Raw genomic sequence first — 21521 nt, forward strand, 5'->3', positions numbered from 1 at the left:
GTCCACACCCACCGGTGTGACGCCGGGGCCCGCGCGGCTCGCCTGTCGCCGGCACTCCCGCTCTCGCGCGCCTCGCCTACGGGTGCCACTCCCGGGCCTCATTGGCCTCCCGGGCTTCATTGGCCTCCCGCGCCTCGCGCATCTCTCGTGCTTCCCGCGCCTCCCGGCCCGTCGCCTTCGTCTCCTTCTCGCGGCTCGCGTGCAGGCGGGACTTCACGTCGTCCGGCGGCAGGAACCGCGACCAGCGCTCCGGGAACTCGGACGGCATGTCCGGGTCCGCGTCGTCCCCGTCGGCGGCCGCGGCGCGCGCCGCCTCCGCACGCGCTATGACCGCCGCCGCCTGGGCCGTCCGTACGCGGTCGTTCGCCTCGCGGGCCGCGGCGGTGGCGACCGAGGGCCACACGCGGTCGATCGCCGCGTTGACCGCCGCGCCCACCAGGACCGCGAAGGCGCAGATGCAGATCCACAGCAGGACGGCGATCGGGGCCGCGAGGGAGCCGTAGATGGTCGGGCCCTCGACCGTACTGGTGAGGTAGATACGGAGCAGGAAGCTGCCCAGTACGCACATCGCGAGCGCCATCAGCGCGCCCGGCACGTCCTCGACCCACGGCGACCGCACCGGCACGGACACGTGGTAGAGCGTCGTGAGGAAGACGATGGACAGCACGATGACCACGGGCCAGTACAGGACGCTTATGACCTCGGTGCCGAACGGGACGAGGTCCACCACCCGGTCGGGGCCGACCACCATCAGCGGCAGCACCACCGCGCCGATGATCAGCGCGACGACGTACAGCAGGAAGGCGAGCAGCCGGGTCTTCACGATGCCGCGGTGGCCGTCGAGGCCGTACATCACGGTGATGGTGTCGATGAAGACGTTGACCGCGCGCGAGCCCGACCACAGGGCGATGGCGAAGCCGATGGAGATGATGTCCGGCCGTGCGCCCTGGGTGACGTCGGCGATCAGCGGTTTCGCGAAGTCGTTGACCCCACGGGCGGACAAGACCGTTTCAGCAGCGGTGAGGATGTTGCGCTCGATGGACGCGACGGTGTCCGTATCGGTCCAGGCATCGACATATCCGAGCAGACCGATCATGCCGAGCAGCAGCGGCGGCAGGGACAGCAGGGTGAAGAACGCGGCCTCGGCGGCGAGACCGAGGATGCGGTACTCGATGCACGAGTTGACGGTGTCCTTCAGCAGCAGCCAGACCAACTTGCGCTTGGACACATTGCGGTAGAGGACTCTGGCCCGGTGAAGCCGGCCCTCGGGCCGTTCGGGTGTTTCTTTTGCTGCCTGCACCTCCTTACCGTAGCGGCATGGCAGCCACCACACACACAGTGACCAACCAGGCTCCACCCCTGGTGGAGTACGACGTCTTCACGTCCGACCGGGCCCTGTCCGAGGGTGTGGAACGGCACGTCGCACCCGAACTCGCCGAGGAGGTACGGGAGGAACTCGCGGGCCTCGGCCGCTCCGCCGGATCCCTCCAGGCACAGGAATGGGGCGTGCAGGCCAACGAGAATCCACCGAAACTTCGCACGCACGACCGCTACGGCCACCGGATCGACGAGGTCGAGTTCCATCCGGCCTGGCACCGGCTGCTGGGCAAGGCCGTCGGGGCGGGGCTGACGGACGCCTGGGGGCGGCCCGGCGGACACGTGCGGCGGGCGGCCGGGTTCCTGGTGTGGACCCAGGCCGAGGCGGGGCACGGCTGCCCGGTGTCCATGACGCACGCCGCCGTACCGGCGCTGCGGACCGACCCGGCGCTGGCCGCCGAGTGGGAACCGCGGCTCACCTCCCACGTGTACGAGGAGGGGCTGACCGCGCCGTCGCTCAAGGCCGGGGCGCTCTTCGGCATGGGGATGACGGAGAAGCAGGGCGGCAGCGACGTACGCGCGAACACGACCCACGCGGAGCCGCTGGCCGGTGAGGGCGAGTACCTGCTCACCGGGCACAAGTGGTTCTGCTCGGCGCCGATGTGCGACGGCTTCCTCGTACTGGCTAAGGCGCCGGGCGGGCTGAGCTGCTTCCTGGTGCCGCGCGTCCTGGCCGACGGGACCCGCAACGTGTTCCGGATCCAGCGCCTGAAGGACAAACTGGGCAACCGGTCGAACGCGTCGAGCGAGGTCGAGTTCGACGGGACGTGGGCGCGGCTGGTCGGCGAGGAGGGGCGCGGGGTGCGCACCATCATCGAGATGGTGGCCGCCACCCGGCTGGACTGCGTGATCGGCTCGGCGGCGCTGATGCGCCAGTCCGTGGCGCAGGCGACGCACCACGCGGCGTACCGCGGCGCGTTCGGCGGCAAGCTGATCGACAAGCCGCTGATGCGCAACGTGCTCGCGGACCTGGCGCTGGAGTCGGAGGCGGCGACGACGCTCGCGCTGCGGCTGGCGGCGGCGTACGACAGCGACACCGAGCAGGACCGCGCCTTCCTGCGGCTCGCGGTGCCCGCCGCCAAGTACTGGGTGACGAAGCGGTGCACGCCGGTCGCCGCGGAGGCGCTGGAGTGCCTGGGCGGCAACGGGTACGTCGAGGAGTCCGGCATGCCGAGGCTGCTGCGCGAGTCGCCGCTCAACTCGATCTGGGAGGGCTCGGGGAACGTGCAGGCCCTGGACGCCCTGCGGGCGCTCCAGCGGGAACCGCAGGCGCTCAACGCCTTCCTCACCGAGATCGGGCAGGCGCGCGGCGCCGATCACCGCCTCGACGGGGCGATCAAGGACCTGCTGACGGAACTCGCCGACCTGGGCGGCATGGAGGGGCGGGCGCGCCGCGTCGTCGAGCGGATGGCGCTCGTGCTCCAGGGCTCGCTGCTGGTGCGGTGGGCGCCGCCGGAGGTCGCGGACGCGTTCTGCGCGTCACGGCTCGGGGGCGACTGGGGCACGGCGTTCGGCACGCTGCCGCACAGCCTCGACCTGGCGTCGGTGGTGGAGCGGGCGCGGGCGGAGGTCTGAGCGGCCGGGACCACCGCCGGACCCGGCGGGCCGCCGGGGGAACGACCCGCCGGGAGACTGGACGCCGGGGTGATGCTGCGCCGACACGGCACCACCCCGGCTGAACGTCTCCACTGTCGTACAAACGCGACCCGGCGCACGAGAGTTGCAGACCGTTGCAAAGTTTGTCCCTACTGGCGGGCACGCGCGCCCGGGGGCGGGGCACGATGAGCGATGAACACCTCACAGCAAGTGACGTTCACGTGAGTTACGGGGTAAGCCCAGTGAAGACCGAACCTCTCGATCCCCGCGGCCCGTCACGGCTGAGCGCCCGGCACAGCGCCGACGCGGCCCGCCTGCTGGCCCGGGTACGGGACGCCGCCCTCGCCGGCGGGGCACCGCACGCCGCCCCGCGTCCCGTCATCGACGCGTCGTGGCAGCGCGTGATGCGCATCGGGATCGACCCCGACCGGAGCCCCAGCAGCGAGCTGCTGCCGGCCGGCGAGCTGGAGCACCGGCGCCGGGCGACCGCACTCGGGGAGCTGCTGCCCTCGCTCAGCCAGGGGCTGCTCGCGGCCGTGCAGGCGTCGCAGCAGATCATGGTGGTCACCGACGAGGAGGGCCGCGTGCTGTGGCGCGACGGCGACCGGGCGGTCATGCGCAAGGCCGACGGCATCTGCCTGGAGGCGGGCGCGGCGTGGAGCGAGGAGACCACCGGCACGAACGGCATCGGCACCGCGCTGGAACTGCGCAGGCCGGTCCAGGTGCACTCCGCCGAGCACTTCGTCCGTACGCTGCACGACTGGACGTGCGCCGCGGCGCCCGTGCACGACCCGCGCGACGGGCGGCTCCTCGGCGTCATAGACGTGAGCGGGGCCGAATCCACGTTCCACCCGGCCACGCTCGCCCTCGTCGAGTCCGTGGCGCGGCTCGCCGAGGCCGAACTGCGCGACCGGCACCTGAGATCCGTCGAGCGCCTGCGCTCGGTCGCCTCGCCGATCCTGTGCCGGGTGGGCGGCCGGGCGCTCGCCGTCGACCCGCACGGCTGGCCGGCGGCGGTGACGGGGATGCCGCCGGTCGACCGGCTGCCGCTGCCCAAGTCGTTCCGCCCGGGGCGCAGATGGCTGCCTTCGCTGGGGATGTGCACGGTGGAGCCGCTGCCGGGCGGGTGGCTGCTGCGGGTGGAGGAGGAGACTCCGGGGTCGGCGGAGGACGCCGTGGCCCGGGTCGTGCTCGACCTGAGCGGCCGGCGCCGTTCGTCCGTGACGGTCTCGGGGGCGGCCGGGCAGTGGACGCACGAGCTCAGCCCCCGTCACGCGGAGCTGCTGTACGTGCTGAGCGCGCACCGGGAGGGGCGCAGCGCGGCGGAGCTGGCGGCGGACCTGTTCGGCGACCGGACGCGGACGGTCACGGTACGGGCGGAGATGTCCCGACTGCGACGGCACCTGGGCCAGGTCCTTGCGCACCGCCCGTACCGCTTCGTGGACGAGGTGGAGGTGCGGGTGCTTCCACCGGCCCACCGGGCGGACCTCCTCCCCCAGTCCACGGCCCCGGCGATCACGGCGGCACGACGGCTGCCGGCGTAGGCGTCGGAGGGAGCGGGCCGGCGTCGGCACCAACTCCACAGATGACGCATGGATGCCCCGCGGGGACGGGGCACCCATGCGCACAACGGGCGTCGGCGTACGCGGTCCGCGGGGTTCCGCCCGTGACGCCCCGTCCCGGGCTCCGGGCGGCCGGAGCCCGGGACGGGGGTGTGATCAGATTCCGGGTATCCCGCGGGCGCGGAACGCGTCGCGTACCGCCGTCTCCGCCGCCGTGCCGTGCATCGTGCGGGCCGTCGCGATCGTCGTCCGGGCCGCGTCGGTGAAGCTCGTGTCCGGGGCGAAGCCGAACTGGGCGTTCACGATGACGCGGTCCGCCGTGCGCGCGCCGAGCTTCGAGCGGATGTCGAAGAGGGCCCGGGACCAGATCTGGCCGTCGGCGTGCACCTGGCCGACCCGGTCGTCGTACACCTTGTCGCCGTCGATGCGGCGCAGGCAGTGGGGGGCGGCCGAGGTGTAGGAGACGGCGTCCCAGTCGGCGACGCACGCGAGGTCCGCCTTCAGCGGCCAGCCGTACTTCTGCGCCGCGTGCGCGCCCACGGTCACGGCGAGGTAGTCGCCGAACGCCTCACCGATGGCGCCCGCCTCCACGGACGTGCCGAAACCGGGCACCTGCGCGTGGTGCACGGCGTGGCCGTACTCGTGCATCACCACCTCGGCGTCCTCGGCGTCGTCGACGCCGCCCTTGCCGAAGCGGATCTCGGCCTTCTTGTCGGTGAAGAAGGAGTTGTCCGAGCCCCACTGGTTGATGCGGACCGGCTGGGCGCGGTCGTTCGCCCCGGGCAGCTCGCTGCCGAAGCCGAGGCCCTGGAGGTACTCCTGCGACTCGTTGACCCAGAAGTAGGCCATGACCTGCTCGAACTGGTCGTCCGCGCGGTCGTACGTGCCGGCTTCGGAGATCTTCGCGGAGGCGCCGGTGTCCGATCTCACGTATGCCCACTTGCCGGACAGGCCGCCGCTCGCGTCGAGGTTGCGGAGGGGGGCCGTGGCGTAGGCGGAGGAGGGGACGGCGTCCGCGGAGTCCTTCCCGTCGGTCAGCGACTGGTCGTTCGAGGACTGGACGGGGTTGACCATGAAAAGGCGGGCCTGAGGGCCGCCGGAGGCCCCGGCGGGGGCGGTCAGCACCGCGAGGGAGGCGAGGGCCGCGGTGAGGGTGGCCGCGGCGAGCATGCCGCGGTGTGTGCGACGGGACATGGAACATCCTTCTGCCAAGGGATGCGGGGGGTGGCGTGGCGCGGGCGAGATCATCCCGTACGCGTCCCGCTTTGGCCAGGGCCCGGACCCGTGGTTCGCTTGCCGCATGAGCACCGTCACCGTGACCACCTGGTCCCTGGAGCAGACCTCCCCCGACGATCTGCGGCCGGCCGCGGAGCCGCCGGGTGACGTCAGGATCGTGCGGGCGGAGATCCCCTCCCCCGAGTTCAGCCGCTTCCTCTACACGGCGGTGGGCGGCGACATCCGGTGGACCGACCGGCTCGGGCTCACGTACGACCAGTGGCGGGAGGCGCTGGAGCGGCCGGGCGTCGAGACGTGGGTCGCGTACGAGAAGGGCACTCCGGCGGGGTACGTGGAGCTGGACCCGCAGGACGAGGGGGTCGTGGAGATCATGTACTTCGGTCTGATCCCCGCGTTCCGTGGGCGGCGGATCGGCGGACACCTGCTGTCGTACGGGGTCGCGCGCGCGTGGGACCTCGCCGAGCGGTGGCCGGGGCGCCCCCCGACGAAGCGGGTGTGGCTGCACACGTGCAGCGAGGACGGGCCGCACGCCATGGACAACTACCTGCGCCGGGGCTTCAGGCTCTTCGAGACGAAGACCGCCGAGGAGGCGGACGTGGCGACGCCCGGGCCGTGGCCCGGAGCGCACGCCTAGCGAGCGGCCGGGTACGGGGCGGGCGGGAGGGGCCCGGGCGGCCCCGGAAAGTGACCGGTGACACACCGTCTCGCCATGCGGGACAGACTTGTCCACATTGTGGGCGGTGGTGGACTGGCCGGAGATCCGCGTGACACGCTTCCGTCATGTCTTCAGCTGGAGTTGCCTTGGTGAGTCGGCGGCACGTCGACCTCGGCCGCATGTCCAGCGCCATCTGTCCGGTGCGCTGACAGCACAGCACCACCGGACCCACTAGCCGTCCCCGCCGTCGCGGACGAGCCGGCCACCCCGATGCGCACGGGTGCTCCGCCCCTTGGGCGAAGTACTCCGGTCTGCCGTGTCCGACCGGCTTCGTCGCAGGTCATAGGGGACGGCCGGCGCGACCCGCCACCCCCTTGAGCCGCCAGAGAAGGACGAACAACCATGGCCGCCACGCCGGACAAGCCCGCTACCGTCACGCCCCGCCGCAAGGCCGGACGCCACCGTGGCGAGGGTCAGTGGGCCGTAGGTCACTTCACCCCCCTCAACGGCAACGAGCAGTTCAAGAAGGACGACGACGGTCTCAATGTGCGGACACGCATTGAGACGATCTACTCCAAGCGGGGCTTCGACTCCATCGACCCCAACGACCTCCGAGGACGCATGCGCTGGTGGGGTCTCTACACCCAGCGCAAGCCCGGGATCGACGGCGGCAAGACCGCGATCCTGGAGCCGGAGGAGCTGGACGACGAGTACTTCATGCTCCGCGTGCGCATCGACGGCGGCCGGCTGACCACCGAGCAGCTGCGCGTCATCGGGGAGATCTCGCAGGAGTTCGCGCGCGGGACCGCCGACCTCACCGACCGGCAGAACGTTCAGTACCACTGGATCCGGATCGAGGACGTGCCGGAGATCTGGCGGCGGCTCGAAGAGGTCGGGCTGTCCACGACCGAGGCGTGCGGTGACACGCCCCGCGTGATCCTCGGCTCGCCGGTGGCCGGTATCGCCGAGAACGAGATCATCGACGGCTCCCCCGCCATCGACGAGATCCAGCGGCGCTTCATCGGCAACCCGGACTTCTCCAACCTGCCCCGCAAGTTCAAGTCCGCGGTGTCCGGTTCGCCGCAGCTCGACGTGGCGCACGAGATCAACGACATCGCTTTCGTGGGCGTCGAACACCCCGAGCACGGGCCCGGCTTCGACCTGTGGGTCGGCGGCGGGCTGTCCACCAACCCCAAGCTGGGTGTCCGGCTGGGCGCGTGGGTGCCGCTCGACGAGGTCCCGGACGTGTACGGCGGCGTCATCGGCATCTTCCGCGACTACGGCTACCGGCGGCTGCGCACCCGCGCCCGCCTGAAGTTCCTCGTCGCCGACTGGGGTCCGGAGAAGTTCCGCCAGATCCTGGAGGACGAGTACCTCAAGTACAAGCTCGTCGACGGCCCCGCGCCCGAGCAGCCCACCGGCACCTGGCGCGACCACCTCGGCGTGCACAAGCAGAAGGACGGCCGCTTCTACGTCGGCTTCGCCCCGCGCGTCGGCCGCGTGGACGGCGCCACGCTGACGAAGATCGCCGATCTGGCCGGCGCGCACGGCTCGGGCCGGCTGCGCACCACCGCCGAGCAGAAGATGATCGTGCTCGACGTCGAAGAGGCGCAGGTCGAGTCGCTGGTCGCCGGGCTCGAGGCGCTGGACCTGCGGGTCACGCCCTCGCCGTTCCGGCGCGGCACGATGGCCTGCACCGGCATCGAGTTCTGCAAGCTCGCCATCGTCGAGACCAAGGCGCGCGGCGCGTCCCTCATCGACGAGCTGGAGCGGCGCATCCCCGAGTTCGACCAGCCCATCACCATCAACATCAACGGCTGCCCGAACGCCTGCGCCCGTATCCAGGTCGCGGACATCGGTCTCAAGGGGCAGCTGGTCCTGGACGCCGACGGCAACCAGGTCGAGGGCTTCCAGGTGCACTTGGGCGGCGCGCTCGGCCTCGAGGCCGGTTTCGGCCGCAAGGTGCGCGGCCTGAAGGTCACCTCGGCCGAGCTGCCCGACTACGTCGAGCGGGTCCTGCTGCGCTTCCAGGAGCAGCGCGAGGACGGCGAGCGCTTCGCCACCTGGGCGGCGCGGGCGAGCGACGGAGACCTGTCGTGAGCGAGCGCGCGGCACCGTTCTACTGCCCGTACTGCGGCGACGAGGACCTGCGGCCCAACGAGACCGGTCACGGCGCGTGGGAATGCGCGGCGTGCAACCGCGCCTTCCAGTTGAAGTTCCTCGGGCTGCTCGCCCGGGGAGTTCAGCGCGACGACGTTGGTGGAGGGGACGAGATATGACGACGGTTCAGGAAGATCTCAAGTCACTGGCGGAAAAAGCCGGGCGGGACCTCGAAGAGGCCTCCGCCCTGGACATCCTCAAGTGGGCCGCCGACACCTTCGGTGACCGCTTCTGCGTGACCTCCTCCATGGAGGACGCCGTCGTCGCCCACCTCGCCTCCCGCGCCAGGCCCGGCGTGGACGTCGTCTTCCTCGACACCGGCTACCACTTCCCGGAGACCATCGGGACGCGGGACGCCGTCGAGGCCGTCATGGACGTCAACGTCATCACCCTGCTGCCCTGGCAGTCGGTCGAGGAGCAGGACGCCGAGTACGGGCCGAAGCTGCACGACCGCGACCCCGACCTGTGCTGCGCCCTGCGCAAGGTCAAGCCGCTGGAGGACGGGCTGAAGGGCTACAGCGCCTGGGCGACCGGCCTGCGCCGCGACGAGTCCCCGACCCGGGCGAACACCCCGGTCGTCGGCTGGGACGAGAAGCGGCAGAAGGTCAAGATCTCGCCGATCGCCCGCTGGACGCAGGAGGACGTGGAGGCGTACGTCGCCGAGCACGGAGTCCTCACCAACCCGCTGCTGATGGACGGTTACGCGTCCGTGGGCTGCGCCCCCTGCACCCGTCGGGTCGAGGAGGGCGAGGACGCCCGCGCCGGCCGCTGGGCGGGGCGCAACAAGACGGAATGCGGGCTGCACGGCTGATGACAAACAATCAGGAGCAGGAGAAAGACGTGACTGGGGCCACCATCTGGCTCACGGGTCTGCCGAGTGCCGGCAAGACCACCATCGCCTACGAGCTGTCCGGACGGCTGAAGGCCGAAGGCCGCCGTGTCCAGGTGCTGGACGGCGACGAGATCCGCGAGTTCCTCTCGGCGGGCCTCGGCTTCAGCCGCGAGGACCGGCACACCAACGTCCAGCGGATCGGTTACGTCGCCGAACTGCTCGCCCGCAACGGCGTGCTGGCCCTGGCACCCGTCATCGCGCCGTACGCCGACAGCCGCGAGGCGGTCCGCAAGCGCCACCAGAGCGAGGGCACCGCGTACCTGGAGGTGCACGTCGCCACGCCGGTGGACGTGTGCTCCGTACGCGATGTGAAGGGTCTGTACGCCAAGCAGGCGGCCGGCGAGATCTCGGGCCTCACCGGGGTCGACGACCCCTACGAGGCCCCCGAGTCGCCCGACCTGCGGATCGAGTCGCACCAGCAGACCGTGCAGGAGTCCGCAGCCGCGTTGCACGCGCTGCTCACCGAGAGGGGTCTGGCATGACGACGACCGCCGCAACCGTCAACGAGGGCACGGACAGCCCGTACGCGCTCAGCCACCTGGACTCCCTGGAGTCCGAGGCCGTCCACATCTTCCGCGAGGTGGCGGGGGAGTTCGAGCGGCCGGTGATCCTCTTCTCCGGCGGCAAGGACTCGATCGTCATGCTGCACCTGGCGCTGAAGGCGTTCGCGCCGGCGCCGGTCCCCTTCACCCTCCTGCACGTCGACACCGGGCACAACTTCCCGGAGGTGCTGGAGTACCGCGACCGCACGGTCGCCGAGCACGGGCTGCGGCTGCACGTGGCCTCCGTGCAGGAGTACATCGACGCCGGAAAGCTGCGCGAGCGGCCCGACGGCACGCGCAACCCGCTCCAGACCGTGCCGCTGACCGAGGCCATCCAGCAGCACCGCTTCGACGCGGTGTTCGGCGGCGGGCGGCGCGACGAGGAGAAGGCGCGCGCCAAGGAGCGGGTCTTCTCGCTGCGCGACGAGTTCTCCGCGTGGGACCCGCGCCGCCAGCGCCCCGAGCTGTGGCAGCTCTACAACGGCCGCCACGCACCGGGCGAGCACGTGCGCGTCTTCCCGCTGTCCAACTGGACCGAGCTGGACGTGTGGCAGTACATCGCCCGCGAGAAGATCGAGCTGCCGGCCATCTACTACGCCCACGAGCGCGAGGTCTTCGCCCGCAACGGCATGTGGCTGACGGCGGGCGAGTGGGGCGGCCCGAAGGAGTCGGAGAAGGTCGAGACACGGCTGATCCGCTACCGCACGGTCGGCGACATGTCCTGCACGGGCGCCGTGGACTCCGACGCCACGACGCTCGAAGCCGTGATCGCCGAGATCGCCGCCTCCCGGCTCACCGAGCGGGGCGCGACCCGCGCCGACGACAAGATGTCCGAGGCCGCGATGGAAGACCGCAAGCGCGAGGGGTACTTCTAACCATGACCACCACCACCGGCCTGACCGAGCAGTTGTCGGCCACCACCCTGCTGCGCTTCGCGACGGCCGGTTCCGTCGACGACGGCAAGTCCACCCTCGTGGGGCGGCTGCTGCACGACTCCAAGTCGGTCCTCACCGACCAGCTGGAGGCCGTCGAGGCCGCGTCCCTCAAGCGCGGTCAGGAGGCGCCCGACCTGGCGCTGCTGACCGACGGTCTGCGGGCCGAGCGCGAGCAGGGCATCACCATCGACGTGGCGTACCGCTACTTCGCGACCGCGCGCCGCCGGTTCATCCTGGCCGACACCCCCGGGCACGTGCAGTACACCCGGAACATGGTGACGGGCGCGTCCACCGCCGAGCTGGCGGTCGTGCTGGTCGACGCCCGCAACGGTGTCGTGGAGCAGACCCGCCGCCACGCGGCCGTCGCCGCGCTGCTGCGCGTCCCGCACGTGGTGCTCGCCGTCAACAAGATGGACCTGGTCGAGTACGCCGAGCCCGTCTTCGCGTCCATCGCCGAGGAGTTCACGGCGTACGCCGCCTCGCTGGGCGTCCCGGAGATCACCGCCATCCCGATCTCGGCGCTGGCCGGCGACAACGTCGTGGAGCCCTCCGCGAACATGGACTGGTACGGCGGCCCCACGGTGCTGGAGCACCTGGAGACCGTCCCGGTCAGCCACGACCTGGCGAGCTGCAAGGCCCGCTTCCCGGTGCAGTACGTGATCCGCCCGCAGACCGCCGAGCACCCCGACTACCGGGGTTACGCCGGCCAGATCGCGTCCGGAGCGCTGCGCGTGGGCGAGGCCGTGACGGTGCTTCCGTCGGGCCGTACGTCGACGATCAGCGGCATCGACGCGCTGGGTGAGGCGGTCGACATCGCCTGGGCGCCGCAGTCGGTGACGGTCACGCTCGCCGACGACCTGGACATCTCGCGCGGCGACCTGATCGCGCCGAGCGGTTCCGCGCCGCGCACCACCCAGGACGTCGAGGCGACCGTCTGCCACGTGGCGGACCAGCCGCTCACCGTGGGCCAGCGGGTGCTGCTGAAGCACACCACCCGTACGGTCAAGGCGATCGTCAAGGAGATCCCGTCGCGGCTGACGCTGGACGACCTGTCCCAGCATCCGGACCCGGGTCAGCTGGTCGCCAACGACATCGGCCGGGTGAGGGTCCGTACCGCCGAGCCGCTCGCGCTCGACGCGTACCGCGACTCGCGCCGCACCGGATCGTTCCTGCTGATCGACCCGGCGGACGGCACGACGCTGGCGGCCGGCATGGCGGGCGACTCGTTCGCCGCCGAGAGCGTGCAGGCCGCGGCGGACGACGAAGGCTGGGACTTCTGATCATGACTCTCGACATGTACGGGCTGTTCGCCAAGGAGGGCGGCCGCGTCGGCAGCGGTTCGCTCGGCGCGGGAACGGGCGGCGTCGCGCGATGTGCCCGATGACGTACGCGCACCGCTCGCGCGCCCTGCCGCTCCACTTCCCGCTCTACCGACGAAGACCTGCCGACCTCCCGGACACGCCCCGCCACAGGTGAGGGACGTGCCCCCGGGCCACCGAGAGGAACACCTCCCGTGCATGCCCCGCGTACCACCCTTCGCCGCAGCCTCGCCGCTGCCGCCGCCCTGCCGCTCCTGATCGGCGCGCTGGGCGCCTGCGGTTACGGCTCGAAGGCCGAGAAAGACGACAGGACCGCCCCCGTCGCCAAGGGCCAGAAGATCGGCGGCGTCGACGAGGTGCGGATCGGCTACTTCGCCAACGTCACCCACGCCACCGCCCTGGTGGGTCTCCAGAAGGGCCTGATCCAGAAGGAACTGGGCGGCACGCAGGTCAAGCCGCAGGTGTTCAACGCGGGCCCCTCCGAGATCGAGGCCCTCAACGCCGGTGCCATCGACATCGGCTGGATCGGCCCCTCCCCCGCGATAAACGGCTTCACCAAGTCCCAGGGCCAGAACCTCAAGATCATCTCCGGGTCCGCCTCCGGCGGCGTCTCGTTCGTCGTGAACCCGAAGAAGATCAAGTCCCTGGACGACCTCAAGGGCAAGCGCATCGCGACGCCGCAGCTCGGCAACACCCAGGACGTGGCGCTGCTGAACTACCTGTCGGGGAAGGGTCTGAAGGTCGACCCGAACACCGGCAAGGGTGACGTCAGCGTGGTCCGCCAGGACAACAAGGAGATCCCGGCCTCCTTCGAGTCCGGCGCGCTGGACGGCGCGTGGGTGCCCGAGCCCACGGCGTCGAAGCTCGTCGCCGGCGGCGGCAAGGTGCTGCTCGACGAGAAGAAGCTGTGGAAGGACGGGAAGTTCGTCATCACGAACGTGATCGTCTCCCAGAAGTTCCTCAAGGAGCACCCGGACGTCGTCGAGGCCGTGCTGCGCGGCTCGGTGAAGACCAACGACTGGATCAAGGCCAACCCGGACGAGGCGAAGGCGGCCGTCAACGCCAAGCTGAAGGCCGACTCCGGCAAGGAACTGCCCGCCGAGGTGCTCGACCCCGCGTTCGGCAACGTCGAGACGACCAACGACCCGCTCGCCGCGACGCTGCGGGAAGAGGCCGCCCACGCGGTGAAGGCCGGGCTCCTCAAGGACCCGGTGCTCGACGGGATCTACGACCTGACGCTCCTCAACAAGGTGCTGAAGGCGCAGAAGCAGCCCGCCGTCGCGGACGCCGGACTCGGTACGAAGTAACCGCCCTTCCCGCAACCGGAACGCCCTCAGGAGGTGAGGCTCATGGCCACCACACTCGTCAAGCAGGCCGCCGCGCCCGTAGACACGGCGCAGTACGCCGCACGGATCGACCACGTGTCGAAGTCGTTCGGCCGGCCCGGCGCGCAGCAGCTCGTACTGGACGACATCAGCATCGACGTCGCTCCGGGCGAGTTCGTGACCCTGCTGGGGGCTTCCGGCTGCGGCAAGTCCACCCTGCTCAACCTGGTCGCCGGGCTCGACCGCCCGTCCGCCGGCGCCATCGACGTGCCGGGCGGCCGGCCCGCGCTGATGTTCCAGGAGCACGCGCTCTTCCCGTGGCTGACCGCGGGCAAGAACATCGAACTGGCCCTGAAGATGCGGGGCATGGCGAAGTCCGAGCGCCGCGGCGAGGCCGAGCGGCTGCTCCAGCTGGTGCGGCTCGGCGGCGCGTACGGCAAGCGCGTCCACGAGTTGTCGGGCGGCATGCGCCAGCGCGTCGCACTGGCCCGTGCGCTCGCGCAGGACAGCCGGCTGCTGCTGATGGACGAGCCGTTCGCGGCGCTGGACGCCATCACCCGCGACGTACTGCACGAGGAGCTCACCCGCATCTGGTCCGAGACCAACGTCTCGGTCCTGTTCGTCACCCACAACGTCCGCGAGGCCGTCCGCCTCGCCGAGCGCGTGGTGCTGCTGTCGTCCCGGCCGGGACGCATCGCGCGCGAGTGGCAGGTCGGCATCCCGCAGCCGCGCCGGATCGAGGATTCCGCGGTCGCCGACCTGTCCGTAGAGATCACCGAACAGCTGCGGGGGGAGATCCGTCGACATGGCCAGCACTGAAACGACCGACACGCGGGAGACGGCTCCCAAGAACGACCTCGCCGGCCTGGAGGCGGGCCTGGACGCGCTGGAGACCAAGCAGTCCGCCGAGCGCGTCGGTCTCGGGCGGGTCCTGCTGTCCAAGGTGCTGCCGCCGCTGGTGGCCATCACCCTGGTCGTCACCCTGTGGCAGCTCGCCGCGGCCTCCGACCTCAAGCCGGACTACGTACTGCCGGGCCCGGTGGACGTGTGGCACTCGGTCGAGCAGATGTGGCTCGACGGAACGCTGCTCGGCTACATCTGGACCAGCGTCTCGCGCGGCGCCCTCGGCTTCGCCGTCTCCGTGGCCATCGGCACGCCGCTCGGCCTGCTGGTGGCGCGGGTGAAGGTGGTGCGGGCGGCGATCGGGCCGATCCTGTCCGGCCTCCAGTCGCTGCCCTCGGTGGCCTGGGTGCCGGCCGCGATCATCTGGTTCGGTCTGACCGACGCGACGATCTACGCGGTGGTGCTGCTGGGCGCCGTACCGTCGATCGCCAACGGCCTGGTCGCCGGCGTCGACCAGATCCCGCCGCTGTACCTGCGGGCCGGCCGCACCATCGGGGCCACCGGCGTCAACGGCATCCGGCACGTCCTGCTGCCCGCCGCGCTGCCGGGGTACCTGGCAGGTCTCAAGCAGGGGTGGGCGTTCTCGTGGCGCTCGCTGATGGCGGCCGAGCTGATCGCCAACTCGCCGGACCTGGGCACCGGCCTCGGGCAGCTGATGGAGAACTTCCGCACGTACAGCGACATGTCGGGCGTGCTGGCGACCATCATCCTGATCCTGATCGTCGGCATCGGCATCGACCTGCTGTTCTTCTCCCCGCTGGAGCGCCGCGTGCTGCGCAGCCGTGGCCTGCTGACGAAGAGCTGATCACCATGTTCCGTCGTCCGGTCCTCCTCGTCGTCGCCCACGGCAGCCGCGACCCGCGGCACGCGGCGACCGTGCACGCCCTCGTGGCGCGGGTGCGGTCGCTGCGGCCGGGGCTGCGCGTGGAGACCGGCTTCCTGGACTTCAACGCGCCGGCGGTGCCGCAGGTGCTGGAAGGTCTCGCGGCCGAGGGCGTACGGGACGTGGTGGCCCTCCCGCTGCTGCTGACCCGCGCCTTCCACGCGAAGGCCGACATCCCCGCCGTACTGCACGAGGCGTCGGCACGGCTGCCCCGGCTGCGGATCCACCAGGCGGAGGTGCTCGGCCCGTCGCCGCTGCTGCTCACCGCGCTGGAGCGGCGGCTGTACGAAGCCGGGCTCACGCCCGGTGACAAGAGCTCGACCGGGGTCGTTCTGGCCTCGGCGGGCTCCTCGGACCCGGAGGCGATCGCAGTGATCGCTGAAATCGCGCGGGAGCTGCGGTACACCGGTTGGTGCGCCGTGCGGCCTGCGTTCGCCTCCGCATCTCTGCCCCGTACGCAGGACGCCGTACGGGACGTGCGGGCGGTGCCCGGGGTACGGCGGGTGGCCGTCGCCCCGTACGTCGTCGCCCCCGGCTTCCTCCCGGACCGGATCGCGCGCGGGGCGCGGGAGTCGGGCGCGGAGGTGCTGGGCGAGGTCCTGGGCGCGGGCCCGGAAGTGGCCCGCCTGCTGCTGGACCGCTACGACGAGGCCCGGGTGCCGGTCCGTCTGGCGGCGGTCAGCGCCTAGCGCCGCAGGGCCCGCCCGCTTGTTGTATGCAGGGGGCACGGAGTAGCGTCCCGGACATGATCTCCGACACCTTCACGATCGGCGGGGACCTGCCGGTACGCCGACTCGGTTTCGGCACGGCCCAGTTGACGGGGCCCGGTTACTGGGGTCCGCGGGGGGACCGCGCGGACGCGCTCGCGCTCCTGCGGCGGGCGGTCGAGCGCGGTGTCACGCTCATCGACACGGCGGACAACTACGGTCCCGGCCTGGCGGAGGAGCTGGTCGCCGAGGCGCTGCACCCGTATCCGGACGGGGTGGTCGTCGCGACGAAGGGCGGGGTGGTCCGTACGAGCGCCGGCGCGTGGCACATCGCGGACGGCCCGAGGACCTGCGGGCGATGTGCGACGCGAGTCTGCGGCGGCTGCGGGCCGAGACCATCGATCTGTACCAGCTGCACCGGCTGGATCCGGACGTGCCGATGGCCGAGCAGCTCGGCGCGCTGGACGAGCTGCGCGCGGCGGGCAAGATCCGGCACATCGGTCTGGACTCCGTGAGCGCCGAGGAGCTGCGGGAGGCGCTCGCGCTGACGGAGATCGCGTCGGTGCAGAACCGCTTCAACCTCGTGGACCGCTCGTCCGAGGACGTCCTCGCCCTGTGCGAGGCGCGCGGCATCGCGTTCCTGCCCTGGTTCCCGCTGGCCAACGGAGAGTTGAAGGGGCGCGGCCGGCTCGCCCTGGCCTGGCTCCTGCACCGCTCACCGGTACTGTGCCCGACCCCCGGCACGAGCTCCGCCGCCCACCTGGAGGACAACCTGGCCGCCGCCGCACTGCGTCTGAGCACGGAGGAGATGGCCGCGCTGTGAGCGGACGGGGGCGCCCGCCGCCGTGTGGCCGGGCGGTCAGGCCCCGGTCATCTCCACGAGTTTGACCACCGTGTTCCAGTTGCGGGTGGTGCCGGTGACGCCCTTGAGGAGGGCGGGCTTCGCGAGGGCCTCGGCGAGCTTCGAGCGGCCGAGGCCGTTCGGCGCGTACAGGTACAGGGCGCGGTCCCCGAGGCGGAACTCCTCGGGGTGGAACGTCGCCGGGTCGACGGACGCGAAGCGGTCGGGGGTGACGGGCCGTGAGAAGTACGTGACGTGCAGCTGCCTGCCCTCCAGCTCGGCGGCCGGAAAGGGGCAGGCGTCGGCGACGGCGGCCAGGTACGCGCCGCTGCGGACCAGGCAGTCGACGCTGAACCCGAAGCGGGCCTGGACGGCCTGTTCGAGCGCGGCGGCGAGTTCGTCCTCGGGGGCGTCGGCGTCGGTGGTGAAGACGGCGTTGCCGCTCTGGAGGTACGTGCGGACGTCACGGTGGCCGAGGCCGGTGAGCACTTCCCGCAGCTCGGCCATGGGCACCTTCTTGTGCCCGCTCACATTGATTCCGCGCAGCAGGGCGGCGTACGTCGTCGTCATGGGCACACGATAGGCGGCCGCCGCACCCCGTGGGGGAGGGTGCGGCGACCGCCTGTTCCGTGCTGGACCCCGTCCCTACTCGACGACCTTCAGCAGCTTGTTCGCGGTGCCCTCGCTCGGGTTGCCGATCTTGTCGGCGGTGGCCCCGTCGGTCAGCGCCTTGGCGACGGCGTCCGGGGTGGCGTCCTTGTGGCCCGCCAGGTAGACCGCGGCGGCCCCGACGACGTGGGGCGTCGCCATGGAGGTGCCGGAGATGGTCTTCGTGCCCGTGTCGCTGTCGTTCCACGAGGACGTGATGTCCGAGCCCGGCGCGTAGATGTCGACGACCGCGCCGAAGTTGGAGAAGTCGGACTGGGCGTCGTCCTTGGTGCTGGAGGCGACCGTGATGGCCTCCTTCACACGGGCCGGCGAGCCCTGGCCGGCGTCGCTCGACTCGTTGCCCGCCGCGACGCCGTAGGTGACGCCGGAGGCGATGGACTTGCGTACCGCCTCGTCGAGGGCCTCGTCGGCGCCGCCGCCGAGGCTCATGTTGGCGACGGACGGGCCCTGGTGGTTCTTGGTGACCCAGTCGATGCCGGCGACGACGCCCTCGGTGGTGCCCGAGCCCTGGTCGTCCAGGACGCGGACGGCGACGATCTTCGCCTTCTTGGCGACGCCGTGCGCGGCGCCGGCGATGGTCCCGGCGACGTGCGTGCCGTGGCCGTTGCCGTCGTCGGCGGAGTCGTCGTTGTCCACGGCGTCGAAGCCGTGGCTCGCCCGGCCCTCGAAGTCCTTGTGCGTGATTCGGACACCGGTGTCGATGACGTACGCCGTGACGCCCTCGCCCGCGCTGTCCGGGTAGGTGTACTTGCTGTCGCCGGCGGTGTCGGCCTGGTCGATGCGGTCGATGCCCCAGGACGGCGGGTTGTCCTGCGTCGCGTTGATCGTAAACTTCTTGTTCTGGACGACCTTGGCGACGGACGGGTCGGCGGCGAGGCGCTTGGCCTCGGTCTCCGAAAGGCCGCTGGCGGAGAAGCCGTTGATGGCCGAGCTGTAGTTCCGCTTCAGCTTGCCGCCGTACTCCTCGGCCAGGTCCCGCTTGTCGGCCTTCTCGTCCAGCATCACGATGTAGCTGCCGGCGACCGCGCCCTCGGCGCCGGTTCCGTAGACGTGGCCCTGGGCGGCGGGCGCCGCTCCCGCGAAGGACGAGTTGAGTACGGTCACTCCGGCCGCCGCCGCTACGGCGGTTATCGCCGCGGTGAGCTTCAGACGGCCGGCACGCTTGTGAACTGCCATGTAGAGGGGTCTCCTCGTCAAAATGTGGGGGGATTCGCCTCCGGACCGGAAGATCTCCGGGGGCTGGCTCGAAACCCTGACGGATTGACGCGCTCAGATCAAGACCTTCATACGCCTGTTACTTACTCAACAAGGTTTCGTAATAAGAAAAAGGTCAGCGCGCCCCATGTCGGACAGCCCGCCCAACTGCCTTTACGTGTAGGGGGCTTGCGTCCCCCGCTTCCACCTCAGTGAGGAGACGGACCCTTCCGAAGGGTGGAGAGGCCGCGAGGACGGGTCCGCACCGCGCAGGAAGAGACCCGCCTCCGGCCGCCCTAGCTTCGGAGGTGGAGGTGGCGGCGCGGTGCCGCGACCGCTGACACACGAGGGGGCGGCCGGTCATGGGCAAGGCAGGAAGTGCGGCGGGAGGAACCGCCGCCGGGGGGATCGCCGCCCGGGCCGGGGGGTGGAGCGCCAGGCACCGGTGGGCGGCCGTGGGCATCTGGGTGCTCTTCGTCGTCCTGGCCATGGGGCTCGGCACGGCGATGGGCCGGGTCGACGTCAAGGACAGCCAGCAGCTGTCCGGCGAGGTCGGCACCGCCATGCGCATCGTCGAGGAGGCGGAACTCGACGAACCGGCGGGCGAGAGCGTGCTGATCCAGTCGGACACCGGGGGAACGACCAGCGACGACCCGGAGTTCCGCCGCGCCGTGGAAGCGGTGATGACCGCCGTCGAGGGCACCGGTGAAGCGGCCGGGGTGACGTCGCCGTACGACACCGGGACGATCTCCGAGGACCGCCGCAGCGCCCTGGTGCAGTTCACCCTGCGCGGCGACGCCGATACGGCCGCGGAGCGGGTCGAGCCGGTCCTGGAGGCCGTCGCGGGCGTCCAGGACGATCACCGGGGGCTGGTGATCGAGGAGATCGGCAGCGCCAGCATGAACAAGACCTTCGACGACGCCTTCGGTGACGACTTCAAGCAGGCCGAACTGTCCGCCGTGCCGGTCGCCCTCGGCATCCTGCTGATCGCCTTCGGCGCGCTCGTCGCGGCCCTGCTGCCGGTCGCCCTCGCCCTCACCGCCATCCTGGCGACGATGGGCCTGATGGGCGTCGTGAGCCACGTCCAGCCGATGAGCGAGACGGCGAACTCCGTGATGCTGCTGGTCGGCCTGGCGGTCGGCGTCGACTACTGCCTGTTCTACCTGCGGCGCGAGCGCGAGGAGCGGGAGGCCGGACACGATCCGCAGACCGCCCTGCGGATCGCGGCGGCCACCAGCGGACGGGCCGTCATCGTGTCCGGCGTGACCGTGTGCGTGGCGATGGCGGGGATGCTCTTCACCGGGCTGGCGGAGTTCGAGGCGATGGGGCTCGCCTCGCTGATGGTCGTCGCGGTGGCGATGGTCGGCTCGGTCACCGTACTGCCCGCGCTGCTCTCCCTGCTGGGCGAGCGGGTCGAGAAGGGGCGCGTTCCGCTGCTCGGGCGACTGAAGCGCGGCGGCGCCAACGGCGAGAGCCGGTTCTGGCGCGCGGTGCTCACGCGGGTCCTGCGCAGGCCGAAGCTGTCGCTGGTGCTGGCGGTCGGCGTGCTCGTGGCGATCGCGGCGCCGGCGGTCGGCATGAAGACGCAGAACCTCACCCTCGACCAGGAGTTCGGCGACTCCGTGCCGATCGTCCGTACGTACGAGAGGCTCAACGCGGCCTTCCCGGGCGGCGCGGACCCGGCCGAGGTCGTGGTGAAGGCGGACGACATCGACGCCGCTCCGGTGCGCCGCGCCATCGCGGAGTTCCGGGAGCGTGCCGTGTCGTCGGGCGCCTCCCGGGGGCCGGTGGAGGTCGTCACCCACACGAAGGAGAACATCGCCGTCATCGACGTGCCACTGGTCGGCGGGTCCGATCAGGACCGGGCGGAGAAGAGCCTGGAGCTGCTGCGTGACGAGGTCCGCCCTCGGACGCTGGGTGAAGTCGAGGGTGTGGAGGCACCGATCAGCGGGCAGGTGGCCGGTTCCAAGGACTTCAACGACCAGATCGTCGGCGCGGTGGTGCCGGTGTTCGTGTTCGTCGTGGTCTTCGCGTTCCTGCTGATGCTGCTGTGCTTCAGGTCGCTGACGATCGCGGTCACCTCGATCGTGCTCAACCTGCTGTCGGTGGGGGCGGCGTACGGGATCCTGACCGCCGTCTTCCAGCACGGCTGGGGCGCGTCGCTCGTCGGGGCGGAGGGGGTGGGCGCGATCATCTCGTGGCTGCCGCTGTTCCTGTTCGTGATCCTCTTCGGCCTCTCGATGGACTACCACGTCTTCGTCGTCTCACGGATCCGCGAGGCCCGGATGCGGGGCAGGACCACCCACGACGCCATCGCGCACGGCGTGGTGACGACGGCGGGCGTGGTGACGAGCGCGGCGGTCATCATGGTCGCGGTGTTCGCCATCTTCGGCACGCTGTCGATGCAGTCGATGAAGCAGATGGGCGTCGGCCTCGCGACGGCCGTGCTCATCGACGCCACGATCATCCGGGGCGTACTGCTGCCGGCGGTCATGGCCCTGCTCGGCGAGCGCAACTGGTACATGCCCGCGTGGCTGCGGTGGCTGCCCGACCTGACCCACGACGAGTCGGCGGTGGCTCCACCGCCGCCGCCCGCGGCGGCGCGGGACGACGAGTCGCGGAGCGTACGCGTCTGAGAGCGAAGTAGAGACGGAGCCGGCGGGGGGGGGGGGGGGGCCCCCCCCGGCCGGCGGCCGCCGCCCCCCGCCCCGCGGCCCCGCGGCCG

Annotated in this window: 19 protein-coding genes and 1 pseudogene; 16 read left to right on the forward strand and 4 right to left on the reverse strand. The window is 71.4% G+C overall.

Translation table 11 applies throughout. The annotated features are described in order from the left end of the window. Positions 1 to 76: 76 nt before the first annotated feature. Positions 77 to 1300, reverse strand: a complete 1224-nt coding sequence (locus ACWGH0_RS31640; protein ID WP_453407709.1) for a YihY/virulence factor BrkB family protein — start codon at positions 1298 to 1300, stop codon at positions 77 to 79. A 17-nt stretch (positions 1301 to 1317) separates the two neighbouring features. Here ACWGH0_RS31640 and ACWGH0_RS31645 point away from each other — a divergent pair, with 17 nt between their 5' ends. Together ACWGH0_RS31645 and ACWGH0_RS31650 are read left to right on the forward strand one after the other, a co-directional pair. Further along, complete coding sequence (locus ACWGH0_RS31645; protein ID WP_453407710.1) at positions 1318 to 2952, forward strand: acyl-CoA dehydrogenase family protein; 1635 nt, start codon at positions 1318 to 1320, stop codon at positions 2950 to 2952. A 263-nt stretch (positions 2953 to 3215) separates the two neighbouring features. Then, positions 3216 to 4517, forward strand: a complete 1302-nt coding sequence (locus ACWGH0_RS31650) for a GAF domain-containing protein (protein WP_453407711.1) — start codon at positions 3216 to 3218, stop codon at positions 4515 to 4517. A gap of 174 nt (positions 4518 to 4691) precedes the next feature. Here the strand turns inward: ACWGH0_RS31650 and ACWGH0_RS31655 are convergent, their stop codons facing one another. Continuing rightward, the gene (locus ACWGH0_RS31655) at positions 4692 to 5729 is read right to left on the reverse strand and encodes a M4 family metallopeptidase (RefSeq protein WP_453407712.1); all 1038 of its coding nucleotides are present in this window, start codon (positions 5727 to 5729) and stop codon (positions 4692 to 4694) included. Positions 5730 to 5835: 106 nt separating this feature from the next. On the opposite strand from ACWGH0_RS31655, the gene ACWGH0_RS31660 reads away from it, so the two are divergent. The 13 genes and pseudogenes from ACWGH0_RS31660 to ACWGH0_RS31720 all read left to right on the forward strand — a co-directional run bounded on the left by ACWGH0_RS31660 (position 5836) and on the right by ACWGH0_RS31720 (position 16915). Continuing rightward, complete coding sequence (locus ACWGH0_RS31660) at positions 5836 to 6405, forward strand: GNAT family N-acetyltransferase (protein ID WP_453407713.1); 570 nt, start codon at positions 5836 to 5838, stop codon at positions 6403 to 6405. A gap of 146 nt (positions 6406 to 6551) precedes the next feature. Further along, positions 6552 to 6635 (forward strand): putative leader peptide, encoded by an 84-nt coding sequence (locus tag ACWGH0_RS31665; RefSeq protein WP_453407727.1) that lies wholly within the window; start codon positions 6552 to 6554, stop codon positions 6633 to 6635. A gap of 193 nt (positions 6636 to 6828) precedes the next feature. After that, positions 6829 to 8526, forward strand: a complete 1698-nt coding sequence (locus ACWGH0_RS31670) for a nitrite/sulfite reductase (protein ID WP_453407714.1) — start codon at positions 6829 to 6831, stop codon at positions 8524 to 8526. Further along, positions 8523 to 8705: a hypothetical protein gene (locus ACWGH0_RS31675; RefSeq protein WP_453407715.1), complete on the forward strand. Its 183-nt coding sequence runs from the start codon at positions 8523 to 8525 to the stop codon at positions 8703 to 8705. The genes ACWGH0_RS31670 and ACWGH0_RS31675 overlap by 4 nt, the downstream gene beginning before the upstream one ends. Continuing rightward, complete coding sequence (locus ACWGH0_RS31680; protein ID WP_453407716.1) at positions 8702 to 9397, forward strand: phosphoadenylyl-sulfate reductase; 696 nt, start codon at positions 8702 to 8704, stop codon at positions 9395 to 9397. Before ACWGH0_RS31675 ends, ACWGH0_RS31680 begins: the two co-directional genes overlap by 4 nt. Continuing rightward, positions 9379 to 9960: an adenylyl-sulfate kinase gene (gene cysC, locus ACWGH0_RS31685; protein ID WP_453407717.1), complete on the forward strand. Its 582-nt coding sequence runs from the start codon at positions 9379 to 9381 to the stop codon at positions 9958 to 9960. Before ACWGH0_RS31680 ends, cysC begins: the two co-directional genes overlap by 19 nt. Further along, positions 9957 to 10895 carry a sulfate adenylyltransferase subunit CysD gene (gene cysD / locus ACWGH0_RS31690; RefSeq protein ID WP_453407718.1) on the forward strand — a complete coding sequence of 313 codons (939 nt, stop codon included), beginning with the start codon at positions 9957 to 9959 and terminating at the stop codon, positions 10893 to 10895. The genes cysC and cysD overlap by 4 nt, the downstream gene beginning before the upstream one ends. 2 nt (positions 10896 to 10897) lie before the next feature. Beyond that, positions 10898 to 12235 (forward strand): sulfate adenylyltransferase subunit 1, encoded by a 1338-nt coding sequence (locus ACWGH0_RS31695; protein WP_453407719.1) that lies wholly within the window; start codon positions 10898 to 10900, stop codon positions 12233 to 12235. A gap of 233 nt (positions 12236 to 12468) precedes the next feature. Further along, complete coding sequence (locus ACWGH0_RS31700; RefSeq protein WP_453407720.1) at positions 12469 to 13581, forward strand: aliphatic sulfonate ABC transporter substrate-binding protein; 1113 nt, start codon at positions 12469 to 12471, stop codon at positions 13579 to 13581. 42 nt (positions 13582 to 13623) lie between these two features. Further along, on the forward strand, positions 13624 to 14418 hold the full coding sequence (locus ACWGH0_RS31705; RefSeq protein ID WP_453407721.1) for an ABC transporter ATP-binding protein: 795 nt from the start codon (positions 13624 to 13626) through the stop codon (positions 14416 to 14418). Continuing rightward, on the forward strand, positions 14405 to 15307 hold the full coding sequence (locus ACWGH0_RS31710; protein ID WP_453407722.1) for an ABC transporter permease: 903 nt from the start codon (positions 14405 to 14407) through the stop codon (positions 15305 to 15307). Before ACWGH0_RS31705 ends, ACWGH0_RS31710 begins: the two co-directional genes overlap by 14 nt. Positions 15308 to 15312: 5 nt before the next feature. Continuing rightward, the gene (locus ACWGH0_RS31715) at positions 15313 to 16074 is read left to right on the forward strand and encodes a sirohydrochlorin chelatase (RefSeq protein WP_453407723.1); all 762 of its coding nucleotides are present in this window, start codon (positions 15313 to 15315) and stop codon (positions 16072 to 16074) included. Between the two features lie 26 nt (positions 16075 to 16100). After that, a pseudogene (locus ACWGH0_RS31720) lies at positions 16101 to 16915 on the forward strand (aldo/keto reductase). A 36-nt stretch (positions 16916 to 16951) separates the two neighbouring features. Here the strand turns inward: ACWGH0_RS31720 and ACWGH0_RS31725 are convergent. Beyond that, on the reverse strand, positions 16952 to 17503 hold the full coding sequence (locus tag ACWGH0_RS31725; RefSeq protein ID WP_453407724.1) for a DUF1697 domain-containing protein: 552 nt from the start codon (positions 17501 to 17503) through the stop codon (positions 16952 to 16954). 75 nt (positions 17504 to 17578) lie between these two features. Then, entirely contained in the window at positions 17579 to 18778 is a 1200-nt protein-coding gene (locus tag ACWGH0_RS31730) for a S8 family peptidase (RefSeq protein ID WP_453407725.1), read from the reverse strand. Positions 18779 to 19158: 380 nt separating this feature from the next. Between ACWGH0_RS31730 and ACWGH0_RS31735 the strand changes: the two genes are divergently transcribed. Beyond that, positions 19159 to 21432, forward strand: a complete 2274-nt coding sequence (locus ACWGH0_RS31735) for an MMPL family transporter (protein WP_453407726.1) — start codon at positions 19159 to 19161, stop codon at positions 21430 to 21432. The last annotated feature ends 89 nt before the right edge of the window (positions 21433 to 21521 follow it).

The organism is Streptomyces sp. NPDC054887 (genome assembly GCF_053610585.1).

Bases quoted from the DNA above. Each gene is read 5' to 3' on its own strand.
- cysC (WP_453407717.1), top strand. From the start codon at position 9,379: ATGCGGGCTGCACGGCTGATGACAAACAATCAGGAGCAGGAGAAAGAC.
- ACWGH0_RS31680 (WP_453407716.1), top strand. From the start codon at position 8,702: ATGACGACGGTTCAGGAAGATCTCAAGTCACTGGCGGAAAAAGCCGGG.
- ACWGH0_RS31645 (WP_453407710.1), top strand. From the start codon at position 1,318: ATGGCAGCCACCACACACACAGTGACCAACCAGGCTCCACCCCTGGTG.
- cysD (WP_453407718.1), top strand. From the start codon at position 9,957: ATGACGACGACCGCCGCAACCGTCAACGAGGGCACGGACAGCCCGTAC.
- ACWGH0_RS31710 (WP_453407722.1), top strand. From the start codon at position 14,405: ATGGCCAGCACTGAAACGACCGACACGCGGGAGACGGCTCCCAAGAAC.
- ACWGH0_RS31725 (WP_453407724.1), bottom strand. From the start codon at position 17,503: ATGACGACGACGTACGCCGCCCTGCTGCGCGGAATCAATGTGAGCGGG.
- ACWGH0_RS31665 (WP_453407727.1), top strand. From the start codon at position 6,552: ATGTCTTCAGCTGGAGTTGCCTTGGTGAGTCGGCGGCACGTCGACCTC.
- ACWGH0_RS31670 (WP_453407714.1), top strand. From the start codon at position 6,829: ATGGCCGCCACGCCGGACAAGCCCGCTACCGTCACGCCCCGCCGCAAG.
- ACWGH0_RS31715 (WP_453407723.1), top strand. From the start codon at position 15,313: ATGTTCCGTCGTCCGGTCCTCCTCGTCGTCGCCCACGGCAGCCGCGAC.
- ACWGH0_RS31705 (WP_453407721.1), top strand. From the start codon at position 13,624: ATGGCCACCACACTCGTCAAGCAGGCCGCCGCGCCCGTAGACACGGCG.
- ACWGH0_RS31735 (WP_453407726.1), top strand. From the start codon at position 19,159: ATGGGCAAGGCAGGAAGTGCGGCGGGAGGAACCGCCGCCGGGGGGATC.
- ACWGH0_RS31730 (WP_453407725.1), bottom strand. From the start codon at position 18,778: ATGGCAGTTCACAAGCGTGCCGGCCGTCTGAAGCTCACCGCGGCGATA.
- ACWGH0_RS31660 (WP_453407713.1), top strand. From the start codon at position 5,836: ATGAGCACCGTCACCGTGACCACCTGGTCCCTGGAGCAGACCTCCCCC.
- ACWGH0_RS31695 (WP_453407719.1), top strand. From the start codon at position 10,898: ATGACCACCACCACCGGCCTGACCGAGCAGTTGTCGGCCACCACCCTG.
- ACWGH0_RS31655 (WP_453407712.1), bottom strand. From the start codon at position 5,729: ATGTCCCGTCGCACACACCGCGGCATGCTCGCCGCGGCCACCCTCACC.